Annotated in this window: 16 protein-coding genes; 1 reads left to right on the top strand and 15 read right to left on the bottom strand. The window is 64.2% G+C overall.

Features of this window, described 5'->3' with window-relative positions:
• Positions 1 to 17 precede the first annotated feature (17 nt).
• From G7071_RS04160 to G7071_RS04125, 8 genes are all read right to left on the bottom strand, one after another.
• Positions 18 to 716 (bottom strand): SDR family oxidoreductase, encoded by a 699-nt coding sequence (locus tag G7071_RS04160; RefSeq protein ID WP_166315241.1) that lies wholly within the window; start codon positions 714 to 716, stop codon positions 18 to 20.
• A gap of 55 nt (positions 717 to 771) precedes the next feature.
• Entirely contained in the window at positions 772 to 1407 is a 636-nt protein-coding gene (locus tag G7071_RS04155; protein ID WP_166315238.1) for a 3-oxoacid CoA-transferase subunit B, read from the bottom strand.
• Positions 1404 to 2027, bottom strand: coding sequence for a 3-oxoacid CoA-transferase subunit A (locus G7071_RS04150; RefSeq protein WP_246210362.1), 624 nt, complete (start codon positions 2025 to 2027; stop codon positions 1404 to 1406). The genes G7071_RS04155 and G7071_RS04150 overlap by 4 nt, the downstream gene beginning before the upstream one ends.
• A gap of 32 nt (positions 2028 to 2059) precedes the next feature.
• Entirely contained in the window at positions 2060 to 3271 is a 1212-nt protein-coding gene (locus tag G7071_RS04145; RefSeq protein WP_166315232.1) for a thiolase family protein, read from the bottom strand.
• 199 nt (positions 3272 to 3470) lie between these two features.
• Positions 3471 to 4649 (bottom strand): acyl-CoA dehydrogenase family protein, encoded by a 1179-nt coding sequence (locus G7071_RS04140; protein ID WP_166315229.1) that lies wholly within the window; start codon positions 4647 to 4649, stop codon positions 3471 to 3473.
• A gap of 49 nt (positions 4650 to 4698) precedes the next feature.
• Positions 4699 to 5889, bottom strand: coding sequence for an acyl-CoA dehydrogenase family protein (locus G7071_RS04135; protein WP_246210361.1), 1191 nt, complete (start codon positions 5887 to 5889; stop codon positions 4699 to 4701).
• Positions 5886 to 6689, bottom strand: coding sequence for an alpha/beta fold hydrolase (locus tag G7071_RS04130; protein WP_246210360.1), 804 nt, complete (start codon positions 6687 to 6689; stop codon positions 5886 to 5888). Before G7071_RS04130 ends, G7071_RS04135 begins: the two co-directional genes overlap by 4 nt.
• Positions 6690 to 6804: 115 nt before the next feature.
• Positions 6805 to 7746 (bottom strand): 3-carboxyethylcatechol 2,3-dioxygenase, encoded by a 942-nt coding sequence (locus tag G7071_RS04125; RefSeq protein ID WP_166315223.1) that lies wholly within the window; start codon positions 7744 to 7746, stop codon positions 6805 to 6807.
• A gap of 100 nt (positions 7747 to 7846) precedes the next feature.
• Here G7071_RS04125 and G7071_RS04120 point away from each other — a divergent pair, with 100 nt between their 5' ends.
• Entirely contained in the window at positions 7847 to 8803 is a 957-nt protein-coding gene (locus tag G7071_RS04120; protein ID WP_166315220.1) for a LysR family transcriptional regulator, read from the top strand.
• Positions 8804 to 8867: 64 nt separating this feature from the next.
• On the opposite strand, the gene G7071_RS04115 is transcribed toward G7071_RS04120, so the two are convergent.
• The 7 genes from G7071_RS04115 to G7071_RS04085 all read right to left on the bottom strand — a co-directional run bounded on the left by G7071_RS04115 (position 8868) and on the right by G7071_RS04085 (position 16479).
• Positions 8868 to 9680 carry an ABC transporter ATP-binding protein gene (locus tag G7071_RS04115; RefSeq protein ID WP_166315217.1) on the bottom strand — a complete coding sequence of 271 codons (813 nt, stop codon included), beginning with the start codon at positions 9678 to 9680 and terminating at the stop codon, positions 8868 to 8870.
• The gene (locus G7071_RS04110; protein ID WP_166315214.1) at positions 9677 to 10333 is read right to left on the bottom strand and encodes an ABC transporter permease; all 657 of its coding nucleotides are present in this window, start codon (positions 10331 to 10333) and stop codon (positions 9677 to 9679) included. The genes G7071_RS04115 and G7071_RS04110 overlap by 4 nt, the downstream gene beginning before the upstream one ends.
• A gap of 191 nt (positions 10334 to 10524) precedes the next feature.
• Positions 10525 to 11574, bottom strand: a complete 1050-nt coding sequence (locus tag G7071_RS04105) for an ABC transporter substrate-binding protein (protein WP_166315211.1) — start codon at positions 11572 to 11574, stop codon at positions 10525 to 10527.
• The gene (locus tag G7071_RS04100; RefSeq protein ID WP_166315208.1) at positions 11571 to 13295 is read right to left on the bottom strand and encodes an FAD-dependent monooxygenase; all 1725 of its coding nucleotides are present in this window, start codon (positions 13293 to 13295) and stop codon (positions 11571 to 11573) included. The genes G7071_RS04105 and G7071_RS04100 overlap by 4 nt, the downstream gene beginning before the upstream one ends.
• Positions 13296 to 13808: 513 nt before the next feature.
• The gene (dmpG, locus tag G7071_RS04095) at positions 13809 to 14825 is read right to left on the bottom strand and encodes a 4-hydroxy-2-oxovalerate aldolase (RefSeq protein ID WP_166315205.1); all 1017 of its coding nucleotides are present in this window, start codon (positions 14823 to 14825) and stop codon (positions 13809 to 13811) included.
• Positions 14822 to 15766, bottom strand: coding sequence for an acetaldehyde dehydrogenase (acetylating) (locus G7071_RS04090; RefSeq protein WP_166315202.1), 945 nt, complete (start codon positions 15764 to 15766; stop codon positions 14822 to 14824). Before G7071_RS04090 ends, dmpG begins: the two co-directional genes overlap by 4 nt.
• Positions 15763 to 16479: a 2-keto-4-pentenoate hydratase gene (locus tag G7071_RS04085; protein WP_246210359.1), complete on the bottom strand. Its 717-nt coding sequence runs from the start codon at positions 16477 to 16479 to the stop codon at positions 15763 to 15765. Before G7071_RS04085 ends, G7071_RS04090 begins: the two co-directional genes overlap by 4 nt.
• Positions 16480 to 16603: the final 124 nt, after the last annotated feature.

Here is a 16603-nt window from a genome sequence, read left to right as displayed (position 1 = left end):
AGTCGAGCGCCCGTAGATCAGACTGACGACAGCCGAACCCTCAACCCGCCACACGCGTAGAGCACCTGCCTGGTCACGAGCGCCGTAGCATCGGCGCAAAGGAGTTCGGGGGTGGGTACGTCGTCCTCGTAGCTGCCCCGCCTGAGCGTCACAACCTTCTGGGCGGTCGCGTGAGTCAGGGACGATGCGCGTGCGTTCGCCGCGAGGTGCAGGTCAATGGCGACCGGACCAGGTTTGATCGCATGGACGCTGACGCCGTGGTGGCCAAGCTCTAGCGCCCAAGTGCGGTCCATCATGCGCGAGTGCGGCTCGGATGGCGCATACGCCGTCCGTCGCTCCTTCCCGGGTGTTGCCCCGGCGGAGACGCTCACAATCCGACCGAATCCACTCGATGTCATCCCGGGCAACACGGCTCGAGCGCATTGCACGGCGAGCTGCACACTCTGCTGGTGGATTCTTTCGTTATCCTCGCTCCACCGTCCCTCAAGACGTGCCGAGAGGTCAGGGTGAACGCTGTTGACGAGTCTTGTGACCCGCCCAGCGTGGAGAACGGATTCCAGTGCCTCGTTTACTTCATCTGTGTTTGTGAGGTTGACCCGGACAGACGTCCCGACGCTCGCCCGGTCGTCGCTCAGTACGACGACATCCCAATCCCGCGCAATCCCGAGTCGGGCGACGCTCACTGCGATGCCCGCGGCGCCGCCGGTCACGAGCATTCGGGGTCGTTGAGACTTCACGGTGACTTCTCGTACGGCGAACAGCGTGGAAGCGTCATGCGTCTACTGGAAGTCCCAGACGCTCGATGATCGCTTCGCGCGTGATTCCGAACGTATCGACTACGCGTACCCGACCTCTGGTCAGGTCGAAGGTCGCAAGCTCGGTGTATATCCGAGAGACGCATCCCAGTCCGGTCAGTGGATAGGTGCACGAGGGCACCAGCTTCTGGTCACCGTCGCGAGTGAAGAGCGACATCATCACGAACACCTGCTTGGCGCCGACCGCGAGCTCCATAGCCCCGCCCACAGCGGGGATCGCATCGGACTCGCCGGTGTGCCAGTTCGCGATGTCGCCGGCATGCGACACCTGAAACGCGCCGAGAACGGCAACGTCCAAGTGGCCACCACGCATCATGGCGAAGGAGTCGGCATGGTGGAAGTACGACGACCCAGGCAGCTCCGTCACCGGCGCCTTGCCGGCGTTGGTGAGATCGCGATCGACCTGGTCACCGATGGCCTCAGGTCCCATGTTCAGCATGCCGTTCTCGGTGTGGAGGACGATGCCGGAGTCTGGTGGAAGGTAGTTGGCGACGCTGGTGGGTTGGCCGATACCAAGGTTGACGAAGGATCCTGGCGGGATGTCCCGGGCAACGGCGCGAGCCAGCTGGGCGCGTGTGCGGGGGGCAGTCATCTGGTAACGACCCGGTCGACATAGATGCAGGGCGTGACAATGGTCTCGGGGTCCAGGGCGCCGGTAGGAACCACTTGGGCGACCTCGACGATGACCGTCGCGGCGGCGGTTGCCATGACGGGTCCGAAGTTGCGGGCGGTCTTGCGGTATACGACGTTGCCCAAGCCGTCAGCTTGATGGGCGCCAATGAGGGCGACGTCTCCCCGGAGCGGGTGCTCGAGGACATGGATGCGGCCGTCGATGAGCCGCGACTCCTTGCCCTCGGCGAGCGGGGTGCCCACCGTGACGGGGCAGTAGAAGCCACCGATCCCGGCGCCGGCGGCACGCATGCGCTCGGCCAGATTGCCCTGTGTCACGAGCTCAAGCTGGATCTTGCCCGTCCGGAAGAGATCGTCGAAGACCCACGAGTCTGCTTGGCGCGGGTAGGAGCAGACCATTTTGCGGACCCGCCCCTCGGCAAGCAGCGCGGCGAGGCCCGTCGTGCCGTTGCCGGCATTGTTAGACACGACGGTGAGCTCGGTGGCGCCCTGGCGGATGAGTGCGTCAATGAGGGTCTCGGCCATACCGGCTGGTCCGAATCCGCCGACCAGCACGGTCGCTCCATCGGCGATGTCTGCCACTGCCTCGTCGGCGTCTTGGCAGATCACGGCTCTCATCGGGGACCTCCGGTCCTGGCGACGTTCTCCAGCACAACTGCGAGGCCCTGTCCAACACCAATACAGATAGCTGCGACTCCCCATCGATCGCCGGATTCACGAAGCCGATGCGCCAAAGTGCCGATGATTCGGCCGCCGGATGCGCCCAACGGGTGTCCGAGTGCGATCGCTCCGCCACAGGAGTTGACCAGGTTGGGGTCGCGAAGGCCACGGTCCAGCCAGGCGTCTATGCAAGCCAAAGCCTGGACGGCGAAGGCCTCGTTGAGCTCGACCGCGGAAACCTCACCCCACGAGATCCCGGCGCGACGCAGCGCCTTCTCGGCTGCTTCCACTGGGGCATAGCCGAAATCCTGCGGTGCCAGCGCGTGGGCACCCCGGCCGGCGACGCGTGCGAGCGGGTCTACGCCCAGATCGATCTGGCCGGAAGCCAGAAGGAGAGCGGAGGCTCCATCGCTCAAGGGAGAAGCGTTCCCAGCGCTGATGGTGCCACCTGCACCTGCGGACCGAAAAGCGGTGGGAAGGGTGGCGAGCATTTCGGCGGTCGTGCCGGGCCGTATGCCCTCATCGCGAGCCAACTGCTCCATCGGGACGATCAGGTCAGCATAGAACCCGCCCTCCCAGGCTTCGTGAGCCAGGGCCTGGGACCGAGCCGCGAACTCGTCCTGTCGTGCCCTGCTGATGCCGAACTTCTCGCCCAATAGCTCGTTGCACTCGCCCAGGCTTGTGGTCCATTCGAGCGGCATCGCCTCGTTGACGAGTCGCCAGCCAAGAGTAGTGGAGACGGCGGACACGTCGCCGGCGGGAAATGGGTGAGTCGGCTTTGGCAGGACCCATGGTGCTCGGGTCATCGACTCGACGCCGCCCGCAAGCACTATGTCGGCGTCGCCTGTCTCAATCGTGCGGGATGCGACAAGGGCAGCCTCCAGCGAGGAGCCGCACAATCGATTGACGGTCGTGCCCGGAACGCTGGTTGGGAGACCAGCGAGGAGCGTAGCCATCCGGGCAACGTTGCGGTTGTCCTCGCCCGCCTGGTTTCCACAACCAAGGACGACGTCGCCGATGCACGCGGGGTCGAGGCCGGGAGCTCGTGCGACCACTCCCCGAATCGCCACAGCCGCCAGGTCATCGGGACGTACGCCGGCCAGCGCACCGCCGAAGCGCCCGAAGGGGGTGCGAGCCGCCGCGTAGACGTAGGCGCTCTGGGTCATGGCTGATCCGCCTCGGACGAGGGTGGGTGGGATCGATCGATCACCACAGGCAAAGAACTCAGCCTGTCGGGCATGCGCGGCGTCCTCCGGGAGCTCGGCGACACCATTCGGCGGAGAGCACTTCGCGCCCCCTGGCCGTCTCGGAACGATGACGCCACCGTGCATCTTCTCGAGTTCACAACTCGGGTCGTGTCGGCGCTCATGTCGAGATGCGCCTACGCTCCGCTGCCACCAGACCGCCACCGATGATGAGGCGTTGAATCTCGCTCGTCCCTTCGTAGAGGCGCATCAGGCGAACGTCGCGGTAGATGCGTTCGACGGGGGTCTCCCGCATGTAGCCGGTTCCGCCGTGAACCTGAACGGCGAGATCTGCTACTCGACCGACCATCTCAGTGCAGAACAGTTTGGCGACCGAAGGCGCGATTCGGATGTCCTCCCCAGAGACGTACGTGCGAGCGGCATCACGAACCAGCGCGCGACCGGCGGTCAAGTCCGTGCGCTGATCGGCCAGCATGGCCTGTACGAGCTGGAAGTCGCCGATCGAGGCGCTGCCTTGCTTCGCGGACGATGCGTACCTCACGGATTCATCGTGGGCGCGCTGAGCTGCTCCGACCGCGAGAGCCGCGAGGTGGATTCGACCCCTTGCCAACGAGGTCATCGCTGCCCGATAGCCGGCATTGGGCTCAGTGCCCACCAAGGCTTCGGCGCTGACTCTCACGCCAGTGAACGTGACGTCAGCGGTACGCGAGCCTTCTTGGCCCATCTTTGAATCGTGGGGTCCGACCTCAACTCCAGCCGTATTCGCCGGCACTAGAAAGACTGCGATGTCGCTCCCGCCCCCCGTGGACGTGACCCGAGCGAAGGTCACGAACAGTCCGGCGTCCGGCGCGTTGGTGATGAAACGCTTGGCGCCGTTCAAGACCCACTCGTCGCCCTCGCGGCTGGCGGTCGTGCGCAACCCAGACGGGTCGGAGCCGGCTCCCTGCTCGGTCAGGGCGAACGACGCGACGATCCCGCCGGCTGCGAGACCGGGTAGCCATCTTTTGCACTGCGCCTCGGTCCCGAACCCGACAAGGACCTGACCCGCGATCCCGTTGTTCGTTCCGAACATGGACCGCAATGAAAGTGACGTGTAGCCGAGCTCCATCGCCAACTCGACATCTTGGACTAGGTCGAGGCCAAGGCCGCCCCACTCCTGCGGGAGTGCGTAGCCGAACAAGCCCATGTCGGCAGCACGGGTCCGTAGGTCGGAAGGGATCTGGTCGCCGCGCATGATCTCGACTTCGCGTGGAACGACGTGCTGTCGCACGAACGCCCGGACCTGGTCGAGCACGTCAACGAAGACGTCCGCCGGGACGTGGGGGTTGCCGTTGTACATGTCTGTTCCTCCGCGCCGCTTACAGGATGGTTCGGTCTGACGGGCCGGATCAGCGAAAGGCTGCGTGGCCTGTGAGCGCTTGTCCAACGATCAGTGTGTGCATCTCGACCGTGCCCTCGTAGGTGAGAACCGACTCGAGGTTGTTTGCATGGCGCATGACCGGATACTCCGCCGAGATGCCGTTGGCCCCCAGCACACTGCGAGCCGTCCTGCAGGTCTCAAGTGCTGATCGGACGTTGTTGAGCTTGCCAAGGCTGACCTGCTCCGGCCGCAGCGTCCCGGCGTCCTTTCGTCGTCCCAGGTGAACGGCTAAGAGGACCGCCTTCGTGTACTCGAGGGTCATCTCGACCAGCTTCTGCTGGGTCAATTGGAATGCGGCGATCGGTTGACCGAATTGCACCCGGGAGCCGGCATAGTCCAGCGCCGTGCTGAGGGCGGTCCGTGCCGCTCCTGCAGCTCCCCAGACGATTCCATAGCGCGCCTCATTGAGGCAGCTGAGTGGCCCCTTGAGCCCAAGGACGTCAAGAGCTGCCGAGTCCGGCACCCTGACGGCGTCGAGGACAAGCTCACTGGTCACTGAGGCGCGCAGCGACTGCTTGTGTCGAATCTCCGGAGCAGAGAACCCGGGTGCCGTAGTCGGCACGACGAATCCTCGTACGCCATCGCGAGTCGTCGCCCAGACGATGGCGACGTCAGCGATGGTGCCGTTGGTGATCCACATCTTCCGGCCGGTGATGACCCAGTCGGCTCCATCTCGTTCGGCTCTGGTTCGCATGCTGCCAGGGTCCGAACCGGAGTCAGGTTCCGTCAGGCCGAAGCAGCCGATCGCCTTACCGGCGGCCATCTGAGGCAGCCACTGTTCTTTCTGCTCCTCGCTTCCCCATCGCCAGATGGCGTACATGGCGAGTGAGCCTTGGACCGAGACAAGGGACCGCACGCCAGAGTCCGCCGATTCGAGCTCGAGGCAGGCCAACCCGTAGTCGACCGCCGACATCCCGGCGCATCCGTAACCCTCTAGGTGCATCCCGAGTAGGCCCGCGGCGCCGAGGTCCTCAGTCAAGCCGCGGATGTCTTCAATCTCGCCGCGTTCGAACCAATCGGCGACGAAGGGAGCAATTCGACGCTCGCTCAGGTTGCGGACCGAGGCCCGCACTGCCTTTTCGTCATCGGTCAGCAAATCGTCGAGGCCTGCAACGTCCAGCGGATCGACCCGGGCTGTGTGAATGCCGTCTATGTTCACTCGGTCGACGCCCCTTCAGTGACGAAGTCGGCCACGAGGCGGTTGAACTCTTCAGCGTGCTCGATCTGGGCCCAGTGTCCGCACCTGTTGATGAGAACAAGTCGGGAGTTGGCAATCATCGAGACGAGACGCAGGGAGTTCTCGAAGTGCACGACTCTGTCGTCGCGCCCGTGAATGAGTAGAGCGGGTACGCCGATGCTGCGGACCTCGCTGGGCGATGGCGGTCGCGACACCGGTCCGGGCTTGCCGACGCCTTTCAGGAAGTTCTCCAAGTGGTCTGGTCGCGCACGGGCGGCTGCGGCCCTCATCTCAGCGAGCTCCACGGTGGCGAACCTGGGGGAGTAGGTCATGATCTCTACGAGACGTCGCATGGTGTCGGGGGTCGGGTTGCGGTAGCCCTCGACGAGTACCTTCAGGCCCTCGCTCGGCCCGTCTCCGGGGCCGAACATGGGGGGAACGTCCGGAAAGCTGGCGCTGCCCATCGTCACCAGGTGCGAGATCCGGTCGGGGTAGCGCGCAGCAGTAGCGACCGCGACCGCACCGCCCATGGAGTTCCCGACGAGGGCGACCTTCTCGATGCCGAGCTCGTCCAAGAACTCAATGACGGCGGCAGGATGGTCGTACTCGGCCGAGGGTGCAGAGTCGGACTTCCCCCAGCCTGGGGCATCCCAAGCCAGTATCCGGAACCGCTCGGCCAGCGGACCGATGTTCAGGTGAAAATTGCTCCACCCGGTTGCCCCTGGTCCGCTGCCGTGCAGAAACAAGATGGGGGTTCCCTTGCCAGCGTCGTGGTAGTGCAACTTCCAGGACGCGGTCTGGACGAAGTGGCTGGTGGAGGACTCAGTGAGTGCGTGCGTGGTAGTCATGGGCGGTGCTCCTCGGGGTGGCTGGCTTGTGGTCGACGGGACCTCAGGGCTACCGGGCTGGGATCGCAGTGGTGACTGAGAACCCGGCAATCCACTCGGGGACAGCGCGATAGAAGGAGGAAGTCACCTCGTACGTTCCGCGGCTGGCGAGCGCTGCGTAGGCTGCGATCCAGGTGCGGACCTCGTGCGAGGAGTGGCCGGCTTGATCGACGCACCACTCATTGCTCCACGTGTCGATGTCGGAGAGCCGGTTCTCGGCGAGGAGCGCGAGGAAGTCGGCGTCCCAATCAGGATTGAGCGGCGCGATGCTTGCAGTTCCAGCAGCCAGTTCGCGCCCAGTACGCAGGACTTTCTTCTCGCGGGCTGCACGCTCTTCCGCCGTAGGATTCCGACCAGCAATGAGACGCTCGGCGATCGCGGGCGGCGCGGTCGCGAGTTCAGGAACTGGCGGGTCGTGCGAAAGCCCTCCGGATCCCACTAGCAGGACTCGCTGATCGAGTTCTTCCAGGAAGCTGCCCATAACGTGACCGAGCTGGCGTGCGCGGCTGGCTGGTCCCAGGGGGACCGCGACCGAGTTGATGAAGACTGGGATGGTCGGCATCGCGGCGATGTCACCGAAAAGGATCTGAAGGGGCTGGGAGAACCCATGATCGACGTGCATCCGTTCGGACATGGCGACATCCACCCCGCTGTGCAGGACGTGCTCGACTAACGCGCGCGAGAGATCTGCGGGCACGTTCAGTGGCCCCGACTGGGTTCCGTAGTCGCCCACCGCACTTGCTTGCTGGCCGACGCAGAACGGCGGCATCATGTCGTAGAAGACGCCGTTGTAGTGGTCCGGTGCGAAAACCACGACAAGTTCAGGATCACAAGCCGCGATGAAGTTCCGGGCCCGCTGAAATTCGTTCTCCACCGCTGCTTCTACCTCGGGCGCTGGATGGTTCACGCCCATCAGAGGGGAGTGTGACGTGCCGACGAGTCCGACCAGCATTGGTTCCTCCGTTGAGTGGTGGCGGCTGTCACAGCAACCTAAGTCGGTAGGATCATGAGGTCTATGACGAAATCTTTGAGAGATAGATAGGCTCGTAGTTATGGATGAAGCGCCCCAGCCGGTCTCACACGACAAGCCCCTCGACAACGCCTTCACCCTCCAAAAGCTGGAAATTCTCTGCGCGGTGGTCGCTCACGGCGGCGTAGGCCGGGCCGCCGACGAGCTGTTCGTGTCCCAGCCCGTCGTCAGCGCCCACATCCGTTCGCTTGAGGACAAACTCGGGACGCGGCTCTTCGAGAAGGACGGTCGTGGAATCAGATTGACGGAGGCCGGAGAGCAGGTCCACCGATGGGCGCTGGACGTCTTGCGCAGTCGTCGGGAGCTTTCGCAGACCCTGCAGCATCTGCGTGGTGGGACTGCAGGCTCAGTGGCGGTCGCGGCCAGCATGTCAGCCGCGAACAGCGTGTTGACACCGATCCTCATAGACTTCCGGCGCGCCTTTCGAGATGTGCGGGTATCCGTCACGAACTCTTCGGTCGAGGTGGCGCTGGAGTTGACCCAGTCGGGCCGCGCGGACTTCTGTCTGGTCGGTAGCGATGCCGTTCTCGACTCGCGCGCCTATGAGGCAGAGCTGGTGGGCAGGCCGAGCTTCGTCCTGATCGCCTCGGTCGAGGACACCACCGTGCCGGATCGGGTTTCGGCGACGGACTTGGCGACGCTTCCCTTCATCACCCCGCCCGCTGGTCTCGCTATACGCCGAAGCCAAGAGGCAGCACTCGCGGAGCTCGGCGTTCACAATCGACGCGTCGAACTGGAACTGGGAAGCGCCGAGGCGATCATGCAGGCGGTGGTCGCTGGGCTAGGCGTCGCGCTGTTGTGGCGCATCTCCGCCGCGGCTGAGTTGGCCTCAGGCGCACTTCGCGAGGTGCACATCGACGGCACTTTGCAACCCGACAAGCTTTACGTCGTGACTCGCGCCGGCAAGCGGTTGACGCCGGCGCAGCGTCAGTTGAAGCAGGCCATCGTGGTGCGAACGCCGGGCCTCGTGGACTTGTGATGCCAGGCGTAGACCGGGCTGACCGAGCTGGGGTGACGACGTCAGCTGGCGGTCCGCCCGCCCTTCAGTGTTGGTTGGAGGGGTGAAGGCAACCCCAGATGAACCGCTCGATTTCGGCCAGCTGGGGGCTGTGCTGAAACTCCTCAGTCCGCGGTCGGGGCTGATCAATGTCGACGATCTGCTTAACCATGCCGGGGTGTGCCGACATGATGGCTACTCGGTCGGCCATAAAGACCGACTCGCGGATATCGTGGGTGACAAGGACGGCCGTCGTCCTGATGCTCGAGAGGATCGAGGCCACGTCGATCTGCAACCGCTCGCGTGTCAGGGCGTCGAGCGCGCTGAACGGCTCGTCCAGTAGCAGAACATCGGGACGTACAGCCAAAGCCCTCGCCACGTTCGCACGCTGCTGCATGCCACCTGAGATCTGACTCGGCAGGTAGTCTGCATATTGGCTCAGGCCGGTCAGCTCAAGCAACTCATCGACGGCGCGGTCGCGGGCGCTCCGAGAGTCGTAGATATCGCGGCCCGAGCGGAGCGATAGCCCGAAGGCGACGTTCTTCCTGACCGTGTACCAGGGCAACAGCGATGATCGCTGAAACACGTAGGACAGCCGTGGTGACTTACCAGACTGCGTGGGAAGGCTGACCTGACCCGAGGTGGCTGTGTCGAGTCCCTGGATGATGCGCAACAGGGTGGTCTTGCCACAGCCGGAGGGTCCGACAATGGCCAGGAACTCCCCTGCCTGAACGCTGAGAGACACGCTCTTGAGGACCGCCTGTTTGGCTGGGTCGAACACCTTGTCGACATTGTCGATCACCAGAGCTGGCTTAACCGCGTGAGCGGGGCTGGAATGAGTGGTGGGTGTTGTGGTCATGCCATCCCCCTATAAGCGCGGCGTTCGAAGAACTCAATGATGGAGGTCAGGGCGATGCCGAGGAACGCCAGCAAGACCGTGACAGCGAAGATGTTGGCGGTGTCGAAGGACTGGGCGGACCGTTGGAGATTGAGGCCAAGGCCAGCCGACGCACCGAACAGGTCTGCGACCACGACTCCGATCAAACCCCGACCGATGGCCAGCCGTAGTCCCGTGAGGATGAATGGCATCGCTCCAGGGAACAGAACCCGTCCAAATGTCTCCAATTTGGAGGCTTGAAAGACGACCGCCAGCTCCTTGTGGTCCACGCTGACCGCCCGCGCGCCTGAGACCGTGTTGATAAGGATGGGGAAGACACACAGCGCAACAACAACTGCGACCTTGGCCTGTAGTCCGAAGCCGAAGATGATGATGAATAGCGGTGCCAATCCCACGATGGGCGTGGCATACAACGCGTTCACCCAAGGATTGGCCCACCGGTAGGCGAGGGTGCTGGCTCCGATGAAGAGCCCTAGCGGAATCGCCACGGCGGCAGCGAGGGCGTAGCCAGCCGCGAATCCTTGCATGCTGATGGTGAGATCGGGCCAGATGCTTCCGGTCCGAAATACCTCGGACAGGGTTTGCCCGATAGTCGTGGGGGCTACGACAGTCAAAGGGTCAGGCTGGAAGACCCTGACCAAGATCTCCCACAGCACAAGGCCCGAGAGAATTGACACGAGGCCGTAGGGGGTTCGGTCGACGACGTGGCGACGCCAGCGACGGACCCGGGATGTGGGCACCCCTTGGTCAGACGGTGGTCTCTCGGTCTCTGATGCTCTCGAGATGTCCGTGCTGGTGACTGGCATCAGTCCTCCTGCGCCTGCTCGAGGTAGCTGTAGTCCATGTAGTCCTCTTCCGAAACAGGTTCTGAGAGGATGCCGAGGTCCATGTAGGCCGCGACCGTGTCGTCAAAGACGGCCGGATCGTGACGGTAGTTCTCGGGGAAGTAGGCGTCCTCTACTACCGGGTCATAGAAGTATGTCTCTAGACCGGCGAGTACGGCCTCGGGCGGGTTCTCGCTCAGCTCGGAGATGATGCGCACGGCCTCCTCTCGGTTGGTCTCGTCCTTGACCCATTCGGTCGTGCGGATCATTGCCCGCAGATATCCGGAGGCAACCTCCGGGTTGTCCTCGGCCCAACTACGCGACGCCTCGATGTCGGTAGTCATGATCCGGGGAACCTCACTGCCTTCCGGAGCGAAGCCCAAATCGTTGACGGCTCCGGACGCGATCACTGTTTCGACAGGAGGGTAGGTAGCGATCGTTGCCGCGGCCTGCCCGTTCTGAACTGCTGCAATGCGATCTGGTGTGGCGCCCAGTGCCACGTACGTCAGGTCCTTGGCTGGGTCTAGTCCAGCCGCCTCGGCCAACCGATCGAAGATCACCGTAGTGATGTCGGAGGTGCTGCCGAGAGCGATGGTTTTGCCCTTGAGTTGATCCCAGGACGTGATATCGGGATTGGCGATGACCGTCCAGATCGAGGCGTCCATCTGGGCAGCCAAACCGACGACGTCAGCTCCCTTGGATACTGCGGAGATGCCCTCGACGCCGATGTGCGAGATCTGCACCGCGCCTGACTGCATCCCACTAATGGCATCTGAACCCTTGGTGACGCTGATGTACTCCTTGACGGTGATGTCTTCGTCCTCAAGGTATCCGAGTTCCTCAGCCAGATGAGGCCAAAGTCCGGTCGTCATGCCGGCGACGGATTGCTCGGCGATAGTGATGCTGGAACCGCCAGGGCTTGCGGACTCCGAGTCTGAACCGCAAGCCGTCAGGCCGGCTACGGCCAGCGCGAGCGTCGCGAGAAGAGCGCTGGTGGTCCGCCTCGTGTTGTGGCGCTTCATTGCGTTCATTTGGTGGTTTCTCCTAGGTAGGCGGTGCGTCGGTCGGGTTCGGGAAGAGGTCGTCCGAGAATGGTGCAAAAAAGGTGCGTTGGGTCGGTGGGCGGTTCGGAACCGCTCCATCCGACGACGTGGTCGGGTCGAACCAAGACGAGTGAACGACCGGAGTAGACCCGCGGGTCAACCGGCTCCTCGAGGTGGAGGACCTCAAGCGGAATGTCGAGCTGCCCGGCGGCGGCTGCAAGCCCCTCGCCAACGGAGGGGTCGTCTCCGACGACGATGAGGGTGAAGTCGTCGCCGAGGCTGTCAAAGAGCGAAGAGCCGTCGGCGCGCCAGTGGTGCGGCACCCGGGCGCCGGGGTCCACAGATGGCACGTACTCGTCAATCGCAGTGATAGCGCTGACGCTTTCTGGGGTTTGCTCGTCCATGACGATTCCGGGGGATCCGATGTAACGGGCACCGAACTGGACTCCCTGGCTGAACCATTGCTGCCGGTCGACCTGCTGGATGCGGCGACCGACCTCGGCTCGGAGGCCATCGGCTTCGCTTCCGGTGTCTCGCAAAGCGGGGTCGCGCCCGACGCTGCTCATGTCGACGTCGATCTTGAGGGCGGCCCTGCTGGTCGCTTCGCCTACCGACCGACGCTCGGCGGCGTAGTCGTCGAGCACCCGATCATCCGCCCAGCCGCCCAGCAGAGCATTCAAGCGCCAGGACAGGGACATTGCGTCAACGATGCCTGTGTTCATGCCGAATCCGCCCAGTGGCAACCACAAGTGGGCGGCATCACCCGCCAGGAGGACACGTCCACTGCGGAACGTGTCGGCCACCAGTCGTCGAGCGGTCCAGCGCACGACGCTGAACACCTCCACATCGAACTCGGCGCCCAGTGCTTCGTGGAGGACGACGGTGCTGTCGACGTCGTCGGGGTCGGACCCGTGAGGCACCTTCGCGTGACACAGGAAGAGTCCTGAGCCGTCGAGACGTAGACAGCTACCTCGGTAGGTCTGGCCGTACCACCAATACATCCAGCCTGGTCGCTCGCCGAGTCGCGCGGCGAGGGCCGGCGATCGGAAGTAGATCGAGTGGCGCCGCTCGCTGGCTTCGCCGTCTCCTTGCAGTTGAGCGCCGATAGAGCGGCGCACCACACTGGTGCCGCCGTCACAGCCGGCGACGTAGTCAGCCTCGACCTCATAGACATGGCCGGTCGCAACCTCGCGGACGGTGACCATGGCCCGGTCCTCCGTTTGAGTCACAGCCACGACCTCATGCCCCCGGCGCAGTTCGGCATGCTCGGCGCTTGCCACGGCTCCGTCGAGGATGGGCTCCAGGAAAATCTGCGAAATGCGGTGCTGGGGCTCCGGGGTGGGCCAGTCGCTGAACTCGTGGGCGGTGCCAGCGAGGATTTCGTTACTGGAAGAGAACCGGAACCGAGTCAACTCATGTCCGGTCAGGCTTGTGCAGTAGACGACGTCGGTGGCGTGATCACCAGGCAATCCAGAGCGACGAATGGCATCGGAGAGTCCGAGACGACGGAAATACTCCATGGACCGAGCGTTCGTTGTGTTGCATCGCGGGTTGACCGTCGTGGTCTCGGAACTGTCGAGCACGAGCACCCGGGTACCTCGACGGGCAAGATCGAGCGCCAGGGTCATACCCACCGGGCCCGCGCCAACGACGACGACCGGGTAGCGCTCGGTGGAGCGAGCAGCCGGCTCACGTGTGATGGAGGTCATAGAAGAAGGCTAGGTAGCGTTCACCACATAGGTCCAAGACAAAAATCATACGCGTTCCATTGCCCAAAGCCTATGAGTCTGTCTATGGCACAAGGAGGAGTGGGATCGCCCACGCGTAGAGGTCGGGCCAACACGATGGGGGGGCGAGCCCCCTGGGCGTGTCCATGGTCTTCGGTCGTGATGAACCCGGTCTTGCAGATAGCTCAGTGACACGACCAGCCCTGAGCTAGGCGCGTCGGAGCCCACGAGAGGGCCGGAGTGAACTGCCATCGACGATCCGTGCGTGGCTAGCGCGTCATCGTGGTATCGACCGGGGGCGGCGGCCAACTGATCGCTGAGATCTGCGTGCCAATCCGACAACATGCCGAGTGCTGCGCTGGCATTGGTGGACCGCTGTGAACAGCGGTTGGGCTAGGCGTTCGCCAACAGAAAGAGTGCAGCGTCGCCAGGCTGTACGGCAGCGCCGCGACCCGATCTGGCGACGACCATAGGGACGGTTGTTGGCCGCACGGACTAACCCACTGGTTGTGTTGCCAGGTTGAGCGCGATGTCGTAGATCAAGTCCTCTTGGCCGCCAACGAGACGGCGCCGACCGCACTCCATCAAGAGATCACGAACGTCCACACCGTGGCGTTCGGCAGCGATTTCGGCGTGCCGGAGGAACGACGAATAGACCCCGGCGTACCCCAGCGTCAGGGTCTCGCGGTCGACCCGGACCGGACGGTCCTGCAAGGGGCGCACGATGTCGTCGGCGGCATCCTGGAGTCGGAACAGGTCGCAGCCGTGCTTGAAGCCGAGCAAGTCGGCGACCGCGACGAACGGCTCAATGGGGCAGTTCCCTGCCCCCGCGCCGTGGCCCGCGAGCGAAGCGTCAACCCGAAAGGCGCCGTTCTCGACAGCGACGATGCTGTTCGCCACCGACAGGGAGAGGTTCTCGTGGGCGTGGATGCCGATCTCGGTCTGCGGGTCCAAAACGTCACGATAGGCCTGAACGCGGGTTGCGATGTCGTTCATGGTGAGTCGGCCGCCGGAGTCGGTGACATAGACACAGCTGGCGCCGTAGGACTCCATTAGCTTGGCCTGGCGCGCCAGCTCCTCCGGCGGCGCCATGTGGGAGAGCATCAGGAACCCCGCGACGTCCATGCCCAGCTCACGGGCAGCGGCGATGTGCTGAGCGGAGATGTCCGCCTCGGTGCAGTGTGTCGCGACCCGGACCGACCTCACCCCCAGCTCGTAGGCCTTTCTCAGCTCATGGATGGTGCCCACGCCTGGAAGCAGCAGGGTGGTGAGTCGAGCGTTCTTCAACACCGAGGCGGCCGCCTCGATCCAGTCCCAGTCGGTGTGGCTACCGGGACCGTAGTTGAGCGAGGACCCGGCCAGCCCATCTCCATGGGCGACCTCGATGGCATCGACTCCGGAGTCGTCGAGAGCGACGACGATCCTCTGCACGTCCTTGGGAGTGATCCGGTGCCGAACAGCGTGCATGCCGTCACGCAGTGTGACGTCCTGGATGAAGATGGGGGTGCTCATGCTGAAGCCTTTCGTGCAGCGATTCGCTCGGCCACCTGCAGCGCGGCGGAGGTCATGATGTCGAGGTTGCCCGCATAGGCCGGCAGGTAGTGCGCAGCGCCCTCGACCTCGAGGAACACCGACACCTGGTGAGTGGGACGAGGAGTTCCCTCGGCAAGCAACGTCTCAACGGGCTGGTCGTCCGGGATCTCGCTGATCTGTACCTGCTGCTTGAGGCGATAGCCGGGCACGTACGCCGCTACGTCGGCGACCATCTTCTCCACCGACGAGATGATCTGCTCGCGGACCACGGGGTCGGGCGCGTGCACGAGGGCGAAGACGGTGTCGCGCATCATCAGCGGGGGTTCGGCGGGGTTGAGGATGATGACTGCCTTGCCCCGCTCTGCTCCGCCGACCTGGGTGATAGCAGCCGAAGTGGTCTCGGTGAACTCATCGATGTTGGCTCGAGTGCCGGGCCCGGCCGACTTGCTGGCTATGGAGGCCACGATCTCTGCGTATGCCACCGGGGTGACTCGGGCGACGGCTGCCACCACCGGGATGGTGGCTTGGCCGCCGCAGGTGACCATGTTGACGTTGGGTGCCTCCAGGTGATCCTCAAGGTTGACTGCAGGTACGACGTACGGCCCGACCGCGGCCGGAGTGAGGTCGATGAGTCGCTTCCCCAGCGGCGCGAGCAGTGCTGCGTTCGCCTGGTGGGCCTTGGCTGAGGTGGCGTCGAAGATGATGTCGATCTCGTGAAAGTCCGGCAGTGCCATCAGTCCGGCCACTCCTTCATGAGTCGTCCGGACGCCCATCCGCGCGGCACGGGAGAGCCCGTCGGAGGCGGGGTCGATGCCCACCATGGCCCCCATCTCAAGGTGCTGCGCGTTGCGTAGCACCTTGATCATCAGGTCGGTGCCGATGTTGCCCGAGCCGATGATGGCAACCTTTGTCCTGCTCATGATTCCTCCTGGGTGAATGTGCACGACACGGATCCGAGATCCGTGACTGATGCGGTGACGAGGGCTCCAGCGGTGACCGGCCGCATGGGGCCGAGTGCGCCGGAGAGGATGACCTGACCGGCGCCAAGCGGCTCACCCAGGTCGCGGGCCTTGCGGGCCAGCCACTGAAGGGCCAGTAGTGGGTCGCCCATACAGGCCGCTCCTGTCCCGGCGGATTCCTCCTGATCCGTGACCGTCATGGACATCACGACGTCACGTGGGTCGAACTCGTCGAGGGTGCGACGGTCAGACCCGAGCACATATGCGCCCGATGAGGCGTTGTCAGCGACAGTGTCGGTGAAAGAGATGTTCCAGTCGGCGATGCGGCTGTCGCAGATCTCCAGGGCTGCCACTGCGTAGGCGACCGCCGCACGGACCTGTTCGATCTCGAGGTCACCCTCGGCCAGCTCGTGCTCGAGGACGAAGGCGATCTCCGCCTCCACCTTGGGTTGCAGGAACGCGCGGATAGGGACCGCGGCGCCGTTGGCGTGTGCCATGTCGTCCAGGAGGACACCGAAGTCGGGCTGGTCCACGCCAAGCTGTTCCTGCACGGCGTCAGAGGTCAGGCCGACCTTGCGACCGGTGATCCTGGCGCCCTCGGCTACCCGTCGGGCGACACCCGCGCGCTGCACCGCGTAGGCCGCGTGGACGTTCCCTCCGATGAGGTCTCGCACGGGTGTGCAAGGCGCCCTCCGGAGAGTGGCGTCACCAAGTCTGGCCGCAGCGGAACGGATCTGCTCGTCCATGGGCGCGTTTGTGGTCATGTCACGAAGCCTGCCGGCCATGGTGCCGCCGTGT

It is taken from the genome of Nocardioides piscis (assembly GCF_011300215.1).
GTDB classification, from domain to species: Bacteria; Actinomycetota; Actinomycetes; order Propionibacteriales; family Nocardioidaceae; genus Nocardioides; species Nocardioides piscis.
Note: the sequence above shows the minus strand (reverse complement) of the source record. Positions and strands in the feature narration are given on the sequence as shown.